The sequence below is a fragment of the Phascolarctobacterium faecium DSM 14760 genome, from assembly GCF_003269275.1.
Lineage (GTDB): Bacteria > Bacillota > Negativicutes > Acidaminococcales > Acidaminococcaceae > Phascolarctobacterium > Phascolarctobacterium faecium.
Genome location: NZ_QLTS01000013.1, coordinates 35,256 through 49,493 on the forward strand (window position 1 = coordinate 35,256; position 14,238 = coordinate 49,493).

Here is a 14,238-nt window from a genome sequence, read left to right on the forward strand (position 1 = left end):
TGCCGTTACCTGCGTTTTAGTTGCCATATCGGCAGTTGCCGCAGTTATTTTTTCATCAGCAGCAGTCTTTGTATAAGCGTCGGTAATGCCGTAACCTGTAAGCGTGGTCGCTTTATCTGCCTTTTTACCTATCGCTGTATCAGTTTCAGTCTTTGTATAGGCATCGGCAATACCGTAACCTGTAAGCGTGGTCGCTTTATCTGCCTTTTTTCCTATCGCCGTATCGGTTTCAGTCTTTGTATAGGCATCGGCAATACCGTAACCTGTAAGCGTAGTTGCTTTATCTGCCTTTTTTCCTACCGCTGTATCAGTTTCGGTCTTTGTATAGGCATCGGCAATACCGTAACCTGTAAGCGTAGTTGCTTTATCTGCCTTTTTTCCTACCGCTGTATCAGTTTCGGTCTTTGTATAGGCATCGGTAATGCCATAGCCTGTAAGTGTAGTCGCCGCATCCGCTTTGCCTGCAACGTCAGTCTGCATTTTCGTTACGTCGACGCCGCCAACTTTATAGTGACTGTCGGCGCCTTTTTCCAGCGTCACACCATTAAAGCTGTTACTGGTGATAACCGCGCCGTTGACTTTGCCGTCCGTACTAAGCGTTACACCATTAAAACCAGTACCTGTTATCGTCGCTCCGTTGACAGTTTTGGCAGTCACAGCGCCGTCTTTAGCAACTGCAAAGCCCGTACTGCTGAACGGCGTATCAGTTTTGCCGATCACGGCATTGCCGCCCACGGTCAGCCCCGTGCTGGCATCCGTGCCGCTGACGGTTACACCGTCGATACCTGTAACGCCTGTCAAAGCACCGTGCATTTCAATATCGGCAACATTTACCAGACTGCGGAACAGATCGCTACCGTAGATATCTCTTCCGCCATCGCCATATTTATCGCCAGCCTTATGTCCGAAGGATACCTGATTCTCTGCCGAGGTACTGCTATCATCACCTAGTGCTACACTATACTCATGTTCAGCGTAACTTTTAGCACCAATCGCCACAACATCATCGCCGATAGCACGTGCGGAGAAACCAATAGCCGTCGGGTAACCTCCACCACTACTAAGTGCCTCAGCGCTATTACCAATGGCTACTGACCCATCACCAGTTAACTTTATATCATTGCCTATACCTACAGCATCTATAGCCTGATTATCAATGTTCGTGCCGATCATCACTGACCATGATCCAGAGTAATAAGTATCGGGGGCAAGTGTGCCAATAAGCAAACCTTCTTGATTATTCATGCTGTCTTTGGCAAAAATCACTCCGTTGATGCTGGTGACGCCGTTCAGCTCGCCTTTGCCATTGCTTTCGTAAAGGCCAGAAGTTGTATTTTCCTTCCACTCGCCGCCCAGGCTGATGTTGCCGTGCATATCGATATCGGCAACATTTATCAGACTGCGGAACAGATCGTCACTGTAGTCACTGCCATCTGCATAGTTGATATCGCCAACCTTATGACCGAAGGATACCTTATCATCATCTCCTGATGCTACAGAACTTTTAGCACCAATAGCAACACTGTTGCGGCCATCTGTTCCCGCAGCATACCCCAAAACAGTACCATCAGCCCCGCCATAACTACCGTTACCAATTGCTACAACATTAGAATTATCTGTGCTTGATCCATAACCGATAACGACACTATCATAAGCATCTGCCCAACCGCTGATTATTACATTGTGGTCTCCACTAGCCATAGCGTTCAGAGAAATACTTCCTACACCACCGGCTGCAGCCGCGTTACCATTAGAGTCAAAACCGATAGCAAGCGAGCCATTGCCACCAGCATATGCGCCATTACCTATGGCAATGGCATTTTTATAAATTGTTGTTACTGACGAGTAAGAAGACTTAAAATCAGCCCCGGTGCCAATAGCAAGGCTTTTGTTAGTCACATCTTCGTTCATAGGTACAAGAACATTGCCGTTGATAGTACTAATGCCTGTCAAAGCGCCATTTTTCATGTCGATCTTATTTACCCCTGTCAGCGCACCTTCCATATCGATATCGCTGATGCCAGCCAGACTGCGGCGATCCGTCCAGGTGACTACTTCCGCTCCATCGACGGTTTTAACTTCGCCTGTACCAAAGGCTACCTGATAGGCAGCTGTTGTAGCACTATTTGCACCGACAGCAATACTACTTTCAAATGTTGATTCTGCATTGTAACCAAGGGCGATAGTTAGATCATTGTTCGTATGCGCTTCCCTACCAATAGCAATGCCGCTTCCGTACGTTTTCACTCCCGTCCCTACGTTAGCAAGAGCACCTATAGCGATACCACCCGTAACCTCAGCTTTCGCTTCCGCACCAACAGCAATAGAATACCACTCTGTAGACTTCGCACTATAACCAAAAGCAACGGTATTAGAGTGTCCAGCTAAAGCGCCGGCACCAAAAACACTGGCTGACTCACCCCAGCTTTTAGCCGCAGCGCCAAAAACGCTGCTATTACCATTTGAATCGACGTATATGTCAAGACCTATGGCAGCATTGTTTTTAGAGCTTTTATCAAAGCTACCACCATCTTGTATGGTTCCAATAAAGAAATTATTATTGACTTTATCAACAACAAGCTCTGAACCGTTGATACCAGTTACCCCTGTCAGCGCGCCGTCAACAGCCATATCAGCCAGCGGCATGACGCCGTAGTCGCTGCCTGCGGCTGAGCGCGTACTGTAGCCGATGACCGGCACAACGACGTTTTCTCCTTCGTCGGCGTCCGCTTCACCGCCGGTTTCGCTGTCCGCTGCTTTTGCGTCCTTTGTTTCCTTTGCTTCCCCGGCCGCCGACGTTTCCGTCTGCACTGACGCTTCCGCCGCCCACAGCGGCGGCGCAGACCACATCTGCACACTGATCGCCAGCAGTACTGCCGCCACCAGTCTTTTAGCACGTATCTCCCTTTTACTCACTTCGTCCATCTCCCTTATTCATCGCTTTTACCTTTTTAAACCGGACGCGCTTTTGCGGGGCTGCAGTATTTGCAGCAGCAGGCGCACTTCTTCCAGCGAATAGCTTGCTTCTTCTTCCTCAACAGCTTCCATTTCCGGCTCGTCCCTGTTTTCACCCCAGGCCACCGCCGCTTTTGTGTCCAGCAGTACTTCCAGAGCGCACCCCAGCGTATTGGCGATACGCAGCAGCAGCTTCATGCTGATCCGGGCATGGTCATGCTCAAGATTGCACAGGTGCGTCTGGCTGATGCCGATGCGCGCCGCCAGCTCCTGCTGGGTGATATGGCAGGCGCTGCGCAGGTATTTGACGTTGCCGCCGATCTGACGCAGGCATTTTTCGTCGTACATGTTCCACCCCCTGTATTTTATATAAGCAAATAAAAAGCACTTAAAAATATAGTTCTAAAATATCTCAACGAATATTTTAAAACTATATTTTTATTTTTATGAACATACAGCAATATCTTTTGTTATTATAGCACCTCTGTACCCCCCCACAAGACGCGATAAATGCTTTCTGTACATTTTTGTTTTTTCGCCGCGATACGCTTGGCGCCGCCAATCCTTTGTAAACGGCTTGACGTCTTGGTTTCAAAGGTTGGGCAAGCAATGGAAAAATTTTTTAAAAATTTTTCAGGTTTCTGCTTTACGACCCTTAAAGGCGGTATCTTACTTTTGCTGTTTTACCAAACGCAGCAAAAGCTCTTTCTGCTAAGACCCGGTATCTAATTTTTTCCTGCTTATCCTGCACCCCAACAGCCAGCCGCAAAAAAATTTAGCCCCTATCTTAGAGATAGGGGCTAACAGGCTGGAAGGGATATTTTGCTATTTACTTTTTTAAAAAACAGGCGTACACTAGCAACTGTTATGCATAACTATTTACAGTATGGCCTGCCATCATAAAACCAAAGGATTTGATCATCATAAAAAATATTAACACTCCAAACAATACAAACGACCAGACACCTCCCAGCCGCCTGCAGCTGCTGATAACCGCCGCGCAAAGCGGCGACAGACAGGCACTGCTGCAGCTATGCGAAGATTTCAGTCCGCTTTTAAAAAGCGAGGCCCACCGCGAAATGTTTTACCGGTCGCTGGGTAAAGATGCCGAAGGTATCGCCGTGCTGGCCCTGATCGAACTGATTTTGAAATATGACGGCGCCGATTTTGCCAACTGGCCAGGGCTGGCGCGCTGTAAGGTGCATTTTGCCCTTTTTGACGCCATGCAGAAGCAGGGTCAGATCTGGGAAAACGAAGCGCAGGTAGATACTGAAAGCGCCGCCGGGACCGAACTGCTGGATGCCTGCCGTGATGCTGACGGTAGCCTGGACGAGCTGGCCCGGCTTTTACTGTCGCTGGATCTGCAGGAAGCTCTGCGTCAGCTGAACCCCGCCCAGCGGCAGGTGATGATGCTGCTGTTCGCACAGGAGCTGAAACCTTCCGAAGCAGCAAAACGTTTAGGCTGCAGTGTACGCAATGTCACCAAGCACCGATTAAAAGCACTGGACAAACTGCGCGGGCTGCTATAAAAATACAAAAGGACTGCCGTTTGGCAGTCCTTTTTTTACGCCGTTTTATTTAGCGGCTTCTTTATTTTCTTCTTTTTGCGGCAGAGCAATACCGAAATCACCTAATAAAGGTTTTTCGTTTTTGACTGCAAACAGGAAGCTCATCATTGCTTCGGGCTGTTTGGCAAATTTCATGCTGTATCTTAAAATATCAGCATCGGCGCCTTTTTCTATCACTACTAAACGTTTTTCACTGACAGCGCCAAAGTTTTTATCCATCTGCTCTTTGAAATTTTTAAAAACTTCTTCTGTAAAGTCTTTTTTCATACCGTCAGTCATCATGGAAGTTACGGCAGAATAATTGGAAGCTGCCAAAAACTTGTTGACCATGGCTTCTTCAGCGTCAAGCACTTTACCGTTGCTGGCACTGCAGATAGCACTGAAACCAAGCACTAAGACCATTGTCAGCATTAAAAGAATTTTTTTCATTAATAATTACCTCCGGCTCTCTTTGAATATTAGGGTCAATTTGATTCTTTACTATTATACATCTACCTTGGTATAGCTTCAAGGAAAGTTTTGTGATTCTACAAAAATCTCACAAAGAAAAAACTTTTTTGTAAATTTTTTCTTTGAAAGCTTGACTTGAAGTTAACTTAAAGTATTAAAATATGATAAAATAATATCAGGCTGCTGAAGCAGCCGCCGGCAGTTGAAGCTGCCCTCATTCTTATTTGAACAACAGTATTATTGATACAGCTATGAAGGCTTAAGCTGCTCCTGAAAGGGCGGTTTACTTTGCATAGCTGTTTTTATTTTCAGAAAGGATGCCTGACACGATGAATGTTTATATCAAACACCGTTTTCTGCTTTTGCTGCCGGTGCTGCTGGGCATCACTTTTTTTACGTTTGTGCTGATGCAGCTGCCGGCAGACGATACGGTCGATATGATGTATAAGGCCTCCGGGGCGGTATCGGAAACGGTCAAAGCAGCGGCCCGTGCCGAGCTGGGACTCGACCGTCCGCTGCTGGTACGTTATCTGGACTGGCTGCTGGCTGTCTGCAGCGGCGATATGGGACGTTCGTATATTTCAGGCACGCCTGTAACAGCGCTTTTTGTGGCTAAGCTGCAGCCTACGCTTTATTTGACGACGCTGGCCCTGCTGCTTACCGCCTGCATTTCTGTGCCGCTGGGTATCGCGGCAGCGCTGAGGCATAACCGCTGCTGCGATCATCTGATTCGCTGCTGCGCGTTTCTGGGCAATTCACTGCCGGGATTTTTTATCGCTTTGCTGCTGCTTTACTGCTTTGCATTAAAACTGAACTTTTTTACCGTCCTCGGCGGCTCAGGGTTCGGCGGTCTGCTGCTGCCGGCGCTGGCGCTGGCAATTCCCATGTCTGCCAAGTATATCCGGCATATCCGCAGTAATATCCTGGAGGAGATCAACAGGGATTATGTTGCCGGCGCTCTTGTACGCGGTATTCCCAAAGCAACTGTTTTTCGCAGGTTCATCCTGCGTTCTCTTGGCAGTACGCTCATTACTTTATTCTCCTTGTCGGTAGGCTCGCTGTTAGGCGGAACTGCAATTATTGAAATGATTTTTATGATCGACGGGATCGGCAAAATGGCAATGGACGCTATTTTGATGCGCGATTACCCGGTCGTGCAGGCTTACGTGGTCTGGACCGCGCTCATTTTTACCTGTGTCAATCTTGTCACCGATCTGCTGCTGCATCAGCTGGAGCCGCAGGCACGGCAATTTACTAAAGGCGGTGGATGGTGATGCCAAAAAACATACTGCCGCATGGCCTGCATAAGACCTGCTGGCTGCTTCTGCTGACAGTGCTGCTGTTTCTGGTCACGCTCAGCGCGCCTTACTGGGTACCGCACGATCCTTATCTGCAAAACCTTGACCTGGCTTTGCAGGCTCCCAACGCCGAATATCCCTTTGGGACTGACCGTTACGGACGCTGCGTTTTTTCGCGTGTGCTGGTCGGCGGGCAAAGCTCCATTTTTTCTGCGCTGGCTTTAGTGGGGATCATTTTTACTACCGGTACTGCCGCCGGGCTCTGGAGCGGTTACTATGGCGGGAAGCTGGATAATTTTATCATGCGTCTGTCCGATATTTTTTTAGCGTTTCCCGGCCTTGTTTTTGCCATTGCTGTTGCCAGTATCCTGGGCGGCGGTATGACAAACGCTGTTTTGGCGCTGGCCGTCATCTCGTGGCCCAAATATGCACGCCTGGCCCGCAGTCAGGCGCTGACTGTCCGGCAGCAGCCATATATCGAGGCGGCACGTTTGAGCGGCTGCAGCGACACGGAAATAATTTTCCGGCATCTCCTCCCTTCTATTTTAAGTCCGCTGCTGGTAATGTCGGCACTTGATCTTGGCACGATGCTGATGGAACTTGCCGGCCTGTCTTTTCTGGGTCTGGGGGCCCAGCCGCCGGCAGCCGAGTGGGGTTCGATGATGAGCAGCAGCCGCAGTATGCTGCAGACGGCGCCGTGGGTGATCCTGGCACCCGGCGCGGCGATTTTTGTGACGGTCAGTCTGTTCAATCTTTTAGGTGACAGCTTACGTGATCAGCTTGACCCTAAATTCAATCCTAAATAATTTTATGCGAGGGGTATTGCTATTATGATGAAACTTTCTTTACTGGGCAGCGGTCTGCTGCTTACCGCTTTACTGCTCAACGGCTGCGGCCCTTCCGCAGCTCCTGACAAGGCGGGAGAATCTGTCTTCCGCTACGGCACCACAGCTTACGGTGTGGCTATGGAGAACGCCGGTATGGACCCGCACGAATCCTATAAGGGCTGGTCAACACTGCGCTACGGCGTCGGCGAAACGCTGTTCCGCTTTAATGAAGCAATGCAGCCGCAGCCCTGGCTGGCAACAGGCTACGAATTTCTTGATGATCATACTGTTAAAATCACTTTACGCGACGACGTAAATTTCAGCAGCGGCGCCAGACTTACCGGAGCCGCCGTGAAAGCCTGCCTTGAGGATCTGGTAAAGCGCCATAAACGGGCTGCCGACGACTTAAAACTGGCTTCAATCACTGCTGACGGACAAACCGTTACGATAAAGTCTCAGGAAAAAGCGCCGGCGCTGATCAATTATTTATGCGATCCTTACGGCTGCATCATCGATATGCAGCGTGGCACTGCCGACGATGTCAAAATCTCGGGCACCGGCCCGTATATCGTCCAAAGCCTGACGCCTACGGAAATAGTTTTGACTAAAAATCCGGCGTACTGGGGCGGCAGGGTGAAAACAGATAAAGTTATCGTCCGCAGTATTCCCGACGGCGATACTTTGACGATGGCGCTGCAGAACGGCGAGATCGATGCCACACAGGGCCTGCCCTATGCCAGTCTGCCTTTATTTACCGGCAATGCAAAATTTAAGGTTGCTTCCGCCAATACTTCCAGAGTTTTTCAGGCCTGCCTGAATTTTACGACGCCGGTATTACAGGAGCCTGCCGTTAGAAAGGCAATAGCTATGGCTATCGACAAGGATAAATTTACCAGCGTGCTTTTGAATGGCAACGGTACGCCGGCTGTCGGTCCCTTCCCTGCCAATATGCCCTGCGGCGGCGATGCCGTGCATACGGACGCTTATAACGCCGAACAGGCAAAAAAACTGCTGCGGGAAGCCGGCTGGACCGACACTGACGGCAACGGCTACGTTGATAAAAACGGTCAGGACCTTACCGTCCGCTGGCTCACCTATACTTCCCGGCAGGAGCTGCCTTTGCTGGCCGAAGCGGCCCAGGCTTTTCTAAAGGAGGTCGGTATCAGGGCCGAAGTCAACGCGACAGATAATTATAACGATTTCCTGAAACGCGGGGATTGGGATATTTATGCCAAGGCTTTTGTGGCTGCGCCTACAGGCGACCCGCAGTATTATTTTACGACCCATGTACTGGACAGTTCTTCCTATAATTCCGGCCACTACCATAATGAACGGGTCGAAGAACTGACCCGGCAGCTGCGCGGCGAATTTGACCCGGCAGCACGCAGCAGGCTGGCAGTCCAGATCAGCCAGCAGCTTTTAGACGATAACGCATTTATCTATGCTTCGCATCTGAAAATGTCCTTTGTGATGAAAAGCAACATCAAGGGCTTTACAGCCCATCCTTCCGATTATTACGAAATCACCTCCGACCTTGAGGTCTAAGGGGTTCAACTATGAACAAACAGCAGCCATTACTGCAAATAAATAACCTGAGCCTTGCCTATGGGGCTAAAGAAATTTTAAAAGCTGTGCAGCTTACTGTCTGCCCGGGAGAGATCCTGGGCATCGTCGGCAGCTCCGGCGGCGGCAAAAGCACTCTATTAAAAACGCTGACCGGCCTTTTACCTGCTAACGCTGTCATTACCGGCGGCGAGATCCTCTGGCAGGGGCGCAGCCTGCTCAGCGGCGGCCGTCTGAACAGCAGCGGTCTGCTCGGCAGGAAGCTGTCCATGATTTTTCAGGACCCTACAGCATCTTTATATCCCCTGCAGACGATCGGCTCGCAAATCTGCACTATGCTGCAGGCACAGGGGCAGTTCGATACGGCCGCCAGCCTGCAGTCTGCCGCGCAGGTGCTTGCCGGGCTCGATTTTTCTAAGCCTCAGGCCATTTTAAACAGCTATCCGTTTCAGCTTTCGGGCGGCATGAACCAGCGGGTCTGTATCGCTATGGCACTTTTGCTGAAGCCGGAGCTGTTACTGGCAGACGAACCGACCTCTGGACTTGATTTGCTGACGCAGCAGAAAATATTACGGCACCTGCTACAGCTAAAAACAGATCACCATACTGCGTTGATCGTTGTTTCACATAACATCAGCGCTTTGGCCCAGATAGCTGATACGATCGCCGTACTGCGGCAGGGCGAAATCATCGAAAGCGGTCCGGCGCAAACAATACTCAACCGGCCGCAGCATGACTATACCCGTAAGCTGATCGAGGCCATACCGCATTTCAGAAAGGAATTTCTTTTATGAGCGCCCTGTTAGAGGTAGCCAGCCTCAGTAAAACTTTCTTCAGTGAACATAACGCGCTGCCTGCTGTCTGCAATGTCAGCTTTAGTGTTGCCCCCGGCGAATGTCTGGGGCTGGCTGGGGCAAGCGGCTGCGGCAAAAGCACCCTGGCACGTCTGCTTATGGGACTGACGCCGGCCGACAGCGGTACGGTCAGCTTCAATGGCCAGCCGCTGGACTTTGCCGATGCCGCACTGCGAAAAAATTATTACAGTCAGGTCCAGCTGGTTTTTCAAAATGCCGCTGCGGCTTTTCACCCCCGGAAAAGCATCGGCAGCTCGATTATGCTGCCAATGCTGAATTACGGCTGTACTAAGGCTGCGGCCCAGGAAAGATCGATCGCTTTACTGCTGGCAGCAGGCCTGACACCGCAGCATGCTGAAAAATTTCCGCACCAGCTGAGCGGCGGCGAATGTCAGCGTGCCGCTATCGCCAGAGCGATCAGTATCAAACCGCGGCTGCTGATCTGCGATGAAATAACCAGCGCTTTAGACGTACAGACCCAGGCAGAGATCATTCAGCTGCTGCTTAAGCTGCAGGCTGAAACTAAAATGAGCCTGCTGTTCATCAGTCACGACATTACTCTTGTACAGGAAATCTGCCAGCGGATCCTGATCATGCAGTCCGGGACGATCATTGAAAGCGGACCTGCCCTGGATATCATCACCCGACCGCAGCAGCATTACACCCGCGAACTGGTAACGGCAGCATTCAATCTTACGAAAATATAGGTGAAGGCTATGACATCTGCATTATTTGAAGTTAATAAAAAATACTGGACTGATCGGGCTCCCAGTTATTCGCAGGTCAATCAGGAAGAACTGGCAGGCTGTCAGCGCAGCAACTGGCTCAGAGAAATCAGCAGACAGATCCAGATGGTTTATCCTAACCGGGCGCCGCAGGAAATCACTGTTTTAGACGCCGGCACCGGTCCCGGTTTCTTTGCTGTTATTCTGGCGGAAGCCGGTTATAAAGTAACGGCTATCGACGCTGCCCCGGCAATGCTGGCTGAAGCCAAACGTAATGCCGGACCTTGGCAGGAAGCTATCGATTTTCGCCTGATGGACGCGCAGAAGCCGACGTTTACCGCAGAATCTTTTGACGTTGTACTTTCACGCAATCTTACCTGGGTCCTGGAAGACCCGGAGCAGACTTATGGCAACTGGCGTCATGTATTGAAACCCGGAGGGCTGCTTCTGAATTTTGACGCCAACTGGTATAATTATCTGTATGACGCTGACTTAAAACAGCAATACGAACAGGATCGACGCAACGTACAGCAAAACGATCTTGAAGACCATTATCTGAGTACTGATATCGACGCGATGGAGGCGATCGCCATGCAGGTACCTCTGACAGGTATCCAACGGCCGCATTGGGATATCCGCACTTTGGAAAAGCTGCGTATGCGTTCCATTACTACTGACGTTTCTGTCTGGCAGCGCGTCTGGTCGACGGTAGAAAAAATAAATTACGCTTCAACGCCCATGTTTATGATTGCAGCGATAAAATAGGAGCAGATCATGTCTGATTTATCTAAAAAAACGCTTATTTCAAGCGGCGATACCAAAAACTATATTGAAAATTACTGGACGAAAAGGGCCGATGCTTTTGCCGCACTGCGCCGTCAGGAGCTGCACAGTGAAAAATACAGCCAGTGGCAGCGCGAGATCGTGCAGCATTTGCCGCCCGCAAAACAGCTGCGTATCCTTGACGTTGGCTGCGGCGCCGGTTTTTTCTCCGTTCTGCTGGCTAATGAAGGTCACCTAGTCACCGGTATCGATCTTACACCTGCCATGATCGCTCAGGCGGAAACGCTGGCGGCAGCAGAAGGCTGCAGCTGTACTTTTCAGACTGCCGATGCCGAGCATACGGCTTTTTCTGACGGCAGCTTTGATGTCGTTATTGCCAGAAATCTGATGTGGAACCTGCCACATCCCGAAACAGCTTATGCCGAATGGCTCCGTGTGCTGGCTCCGAAAGGTATCCTACTGAATTATGACGCGGAATACGCCAAGGACCATCATCGGCAAAAACTGCCTGCCCTCAATGCCCATGCCGATGTTTCCGCAGAATTATTAAATGAGTGCCACAATATTTACCATATGCTGGAAATCAGCCTCTTTGAGCGTCCCCGCTGGGACTTGGAAATACTTAAGGCTTTAGGCAGCTGTTCCTGTTCTGTCGACCAGAGCGTCGGCGACCGTATTTATGCCGAACAGGATATCTTCTATATCCCAGTCCCGATGTTCTGTATCAAAGCTGTTAAAAATTGACGGTCTGTTTTAAAAACAAAAACGCCTGGTTAAAAACCAGGCGTTTTTATTATTCTGCTTACAGTTCTTTTTCAATGCGTTCCATTGCTTCGATAGTGTTTTCACGGCTGCCAAAAGCGGACAGGCGGAAGTATCCTTCGCCCATAGCGCCAAAACCGGCGCCGGGAGTACCGACAACAGCCAGTTTTTCAAGCAGGAAATCAAAGAATTCCCAGGAAGACATACCCTGCGGGCATTGCAGCCAAATATAGGGTGAATGGGTCCCGCCGTAGAATTTAATGCCTTTTCTGCGCAGTCCTTCGGCCATGATCCTGGCATTTTCTTTATAGAAAGCCAGCATTTCGCGGCATTCCTTTTGCCCCTGCTCACTGAACACAGCTTCGGCACCGCGTTGGATGATATAGGGCACACCGTTGAATTTGGTAGTCTGACGGCGCAGCCACATTTTATTCAGTTCCAGCTCTTTACCGCTTTCAGTTTTACGTACCAAAGCATGCGGCACTACAGTATAACCGCAGCGGGTACCGGTAAAACCGGCAGTTTTGGACAGGGAGCATAATTCGATAGCGCATTTTCTGGCATCTTCAACGACAAAAATACTGCGCGGGATAGCAGGATCATCAACGAACGCTTCATAAGCGGCATCATACAGGATGACCGCGTCGTTTTTCAATGCATAAGCGACCCAGGCCTCCAGCTGCTCTTTGGTATAAACAGCGCCGGTAGGATTATTCGGCGAGCAAAGATAAATGATGTCAGCTTTAACGCTGTCGTCAGGCATTGGCAGAAAGTTGTTTTCCGGCTTGCCGTCCATATAAACTATTTTACGGCCGCACATGATATTGGTGTCCAGATATACAGGATAGACCGGATCAGGAATCAGGATCGTATTCGCATTGCTGAAAATATCGGTAATATTGCCGCAGTCGCTTTTAGCGCCGTCGCTGATAAAGATTTCATCGCTGGCCAAAGTTACGCCGAAGCCGGCATAATATTTTACGATAGCTTCGTGCAGGAAATCATAGCCCTGCTCCGGTCCGTAGCCACGGAAAGTTTCCTTTACGCCCATTTCGGCAACGGCTTTCTGCATCGCGTCGATAACGGCCGGCGCCAAAGGCAGGGTAACGTCGCCGATACCCATACGAATAACCTTTTTCTCAGGATGTTCCGCTACATAAGCATTAACCTTTTGCGCGATCTGCGAAAACAGGTAGCTGTCTTTCAAATTACAATAGTTGTCATTTACAAAAGCCATTTTTTGTCCCCCATTAAACTAAAAATATATTTTTATTTATTAATGACTTCATCGGGAATATCGATGACGCCTTCAAATACAGTTACAGCCGGGCCTCTTAAAATAACATGGTTATTGGCCAAATGGGTAAGCTTCAGAGTGCCGCCTTTGGCGATAACTGTTAATTCTTCACCTTTTTTACCTGCATGGCCCAACATGATAGTAGCAACACAAACTGCTGTCGCGCCGGTGCCGCAGGCCCAGGTTTCGCCGCTGCCGCGTTCCCAGACGCGGAATTTAACGGTATTTTTATCGATTACCTGCACAAATTCAGTATTGACGTTTTCAGGAAATAATTTGTGTTTTTCAAATTTAGGCCCTAATTTTTCCAGATCCAAAGCATCTACATCGTCTACAAAGGTGACGAAATGCGGATTGCCTACAGAAATAGCCGTACCATTATAAACAACGTCTTCTTCCAGCACCAGTCCCTGATCTACAAACATAAAGTGATCGCTGATCATGGGGATGTCGGCACATTTAAAAATAGGCTCGCCCATATCGATACTGGCTTCTGCCACTTTACCGTCTTCACCCAAAAATACATCGATGGTTTTGATACCGGAGAGCGTTTCCAGCGTAAAAGTTGTTTTATCCGTCAGACCTTTATCATAAACATACTTGGCGATACATCTGCTCCCATTACCGCACATCTTGGCTTCAGAAGCATCAGCGTTAAAAATACGCATTTTAAAATCCGCAACGTCAGATTTACAGATCATGATCAGGCCATCACTGCCAATACCAAAACGTCTGTGGCTGATATATTCGGAAATAGCACCCGGATTAGGCAATTCCTGTTCCATACAGTTGACGTAAACATAATCGTTACCAGTACCGTGCATCTTTGTAAATTCCATTTTCATGGCAATATCCTCCTAAATAAATTCATAGCTTGCTTTATATTATAACAAAAAACAGACAAACAATACAGTGATTAAAAGCCCCTTGTGTTGTTCCTTATCAAGAACACTATTCTTCATCTTCATATAGTATACTATTAGCGTAGGCTAACGTCAAGTAAAGATTAGAAATTTATCTAACATAAAAAAATAACCATACCGTATGGTATGGTTATTTTTTAACCGGCAGCTTTCTATCCTCCCAGGCCGCTTCCAGCCAAGTACTTTCGACGTTTAAGGGCTTAACTACTGTGTTCGGGATGAGAACAGGTGGA

Annotated in this window: 12 protein-coding genes, 1 rRNA gene and 1 pseudogene; 8 read left to right on the forward strand and 6 right to left on the reverse strand. The window is 49.1% G+C overall.

Annotated features, from left to right (window positions below):
* Both C8D73_RS11260 and C8D73_RS10820 read right to left on the reverse strand, forming a co-directional pair.
* Window positions 1–2,916, reverse strand: a pseudogene (locus C8D73_RS11260) (hypothetical protein); the annotation flags it as partial.
* Window positions 2,917–2,943: 27 nt separating this feature from the next.
* Window positions 2,944–3,303: a helix-turn-helix domain-containing protein gene (locus C8D73_RS10820; RefSeq protein WP_113078202.1), complete on the reverse strand. Its 360-nt coding sequence runs from the start codon at window positions 3,301–3,303 to the stop codon at window positions 2,944–2,946.
* A 566-nt stretch (window positions 3,304–3,869) separates the two neighbouring features.
* Between C8D73_RS10820 and C8D73_RS10825 the strand changes: the two genes are divergently transcribed.
* Window positions 3,870–4,484, forward strand: coding sequence for an RNA polymerase sigma factor (locus C8D73_RS10825; RefSeq protein ID WP_170123216.1), 615 nt, complete (start codon window positions 3,870–3,872; stop codon window positions 4,482–4,484).
* A gap of 45 nt (window positions 4,485–4,529) precedes the next feature.
* Here the strand turns inward: C8D73_RS10825 and C8D73_RS10830 are convergent, their stop codons facing one another.
* On the reverse strand, window positions 4,530–4,952 hold the full coding sequence (locus tag C8D73_RS10830; RefSeq protein ID WP_021717383.1) for a hypothetical protein: 423 nt from the start codon (window positions 4,950–4,952) through the stop codon (window positions 4,530–4,532).
* A 350-nt stretch (window positions 4,953–5,302) separates the two neighbouring features.
* Between C8D73_RS10830 and C8D73_RS10835 the strand changes: the two genes are divergently transcribed.
* From C8D73_RS10835 to C8D73_RS10865, 7 genes are read left to right on the forward strand one after another with little or no spacing between them, the layout of a single operon-like run.
* Window positions 5,303–6,247 (forward strand): ABC transporter permease, encoded by a 945-nt coding sequence (locus C8D73_RS10835; RefSeq protein ID WP_113078204.1) that lies wholly within the window; start codon window positions 5,303–5,305, stop codon window positions 6,245–6,247.
* Entirely contained in the window at window positions 6,247–7,077 is an 831-nt protein-coding gene (gene nikC, locus C8D73_RS10840; protein WP_211305818.1) for a nickel transporter permease, read from the forward strand. The genes C8D73_RS10835 and nikC overlap by 1 nt, the downstream gene beginning before the upstream one ends.
* Before the next feature lie 27 nt (window positions 7,078–7,104).
* Window positions 7,105–8,643 carry an ABC transporter substrate-binding protein gene (locus tag C8D73_RS10845; RefSeq protein WP_113078211.1) on the forward strand — a complete coding sequence of 513 codons (1,539 nt, stop codon included), beginning with the start codon at window positions 7,105–7,107 and terminating at the stop codon, window positions 8,641–8,643.
* 11 nt (window positions 8,644–8,654) lie between these two features.
* Window positions 8,655–9,455, forward strand: a complete 801-nt coding sequence (locus tag C8D73_RS10850) for an ATP-binding cassette domain-containing protein (RefSeq protein ID WP_113078206.1) — start codon at window positions 8,655–8,657, stop codon at window positions 9,453–9,455.
* Complete coding sequence (locus C8D73_RS10855) at window positions 9,452–10,222, forward strand: ABC transporter ATP-binding protein (RefSeq protein ID WP_113078207.1); 771 nt, start codon at window positions 9,452–9,454, stop codon at window positions 10,220–10,222. Before C8D73_RS10850 ends, C8D73_RS10855 begins: the two co-directional genes overlap by 4 nt.
* 9 nt (window positions 10,223–10,231) lie before the next feature.
* Window positions 10,232–11,005 carry a class I SAM-dependent methyltransferase gene (locus tag C8D73_RS10860; RefSeq protein ID WP_113078208.1) on the forward strand — a complete coding sequence of 258 codons (774 nt, stop codon included), beginning with the start codon at window positions 10,232–10,234 and terminating at the stop codon, window positions 11,003–11,005.
* A 9-nt stretch (window positions 11,006–11,014) separates the two neighbouring features.
* On the forward strand, window positions 11,015–11,767 hold the full coding sequence (locus C8D73_RS10865; RefSeq protein ID WP_113078209.1) for a class I SAM-dependent methyltransferase: 753 nt from the start codon (window positions 11,015–11,017) through the stop codon (window positions 11,765–11,767).
* 58 nt (window positions 11,768–11,825) lie between these two features.
* Here the strand turns inward: C8D73_RS10865 and C8D73_RS10870 are convergent, their stop codons facing one another.
* The 3 genes from C8D73_RS10870 to rrf all read right to left on the reverse strand — a co-directional run.
* Window positions 11,826–13,022, reverse strand: coding sequence for an LL-diaminopimelate aminotransferase (locus tag C8D73_RS10870; RefSeq protein ID WP_021717375.1), 1,197 nt, complete (start codon window positions 13,020–13,022; stop codon window positions 11,826–11,828).
* 32 nt (window positions 13,023–13,054) lie between these two features.
* Window positions 13,055–13,921: a diaminopimelate epimerase gene (dapF, locus tag C8D73_RS10875; RefSeq protein WP_113078212.1), complete on the reverse strand. Its 867-nt coding sequence runs from the start codon at window positions 13,919–13,921 to the stop codon at window positions 13,055–13,057.
* 223 nt (window positions 13,922–14,144) lie between these two features.
* Window positions 14,145–14,238: ribosomal RNA gene (rrf, locus tag C8D73_RS10880) — 5S ribosomal RNA — on the reverse strand; the annotation flags it as partial.

Bases quoted from the DNA above. Each gene is read 5' to 3' on its own strand.
- C8D73_RS10820 (WP_113078202.1), bottom strand. From the start codon at position 3,303: ATGTACGACGAAAAATGCCTGCGTCAGATCGGCGGCAACGTCAAATAC.
- C8D73_RS10830 (WP_021717383.1), bottom strand. From the start codon at position 4,952: ATGAAAAAAATTCTTTTAATGCTGACAATGGTCTTAGTGCTTGGTTTC.
- C8D73_RS10835 (WP_113078204.1), top strand. From the start codon at position 5,303: ATGAATGTTTATATCAAACACCGTTTTCTGCTTTTGCTGCCGGTGCTG.
- nikC (WP_211305818.1), top strand. From the start codon at position 6,247: ATGCCAAAAAACATACTGCCGCATGGCCTGCATAAGACCTGCTGGCTG.
- C8D73_RS10845 (WP_113078211.1), top strand. From the start codon at position 7,105: ATGAAACTTTCTTTACTGGGCAGCGGTCTGCTGCTTACCGCTTTACTG.
- C8D73_RS10850 (WP_113078206.1), top strand. From the start codon at position 8,655: ATGAACAAACAGCAGCCATTACTGCAAATAAATAACCTGAGCCTTGCC.
- C8D73_RS10855 (WP_113078207.1), top strand. From the start codon at position 9,452: ATGAGCGCCCTGTTAGAGGTAGCCAGCCTCAGTAAAACTTTCTTCAGT.
- C8D73_RS10860 (WP_113078208.1), top strand. From the start codon at position 10,232: ATGACATCTGCATTATTTGAAGTTAATAAAAAATACTGGACTGATCGG.
- C8D73_RS10865 (WP_113078209.1), top strand. From the start codon at position 11,015: ATGTCTGATTTATCTAAAAAAACGCTTATTTCAAGCGGCGATACCAAA.
- C8D73_RS10870 (WP_021717375.1), bottom strand. From the start codon at position 13,022: ATGGCTTTTGTAAATGACAACTATTGTAATTTGAAAGACAGCTACCTG.
- dapF (WP_113078212.1), bottom strand. From the start codon at position 13,921: ATGGAATTTACAAAGATGCACGGTACTGGTAACGATTATGTTTACGTC.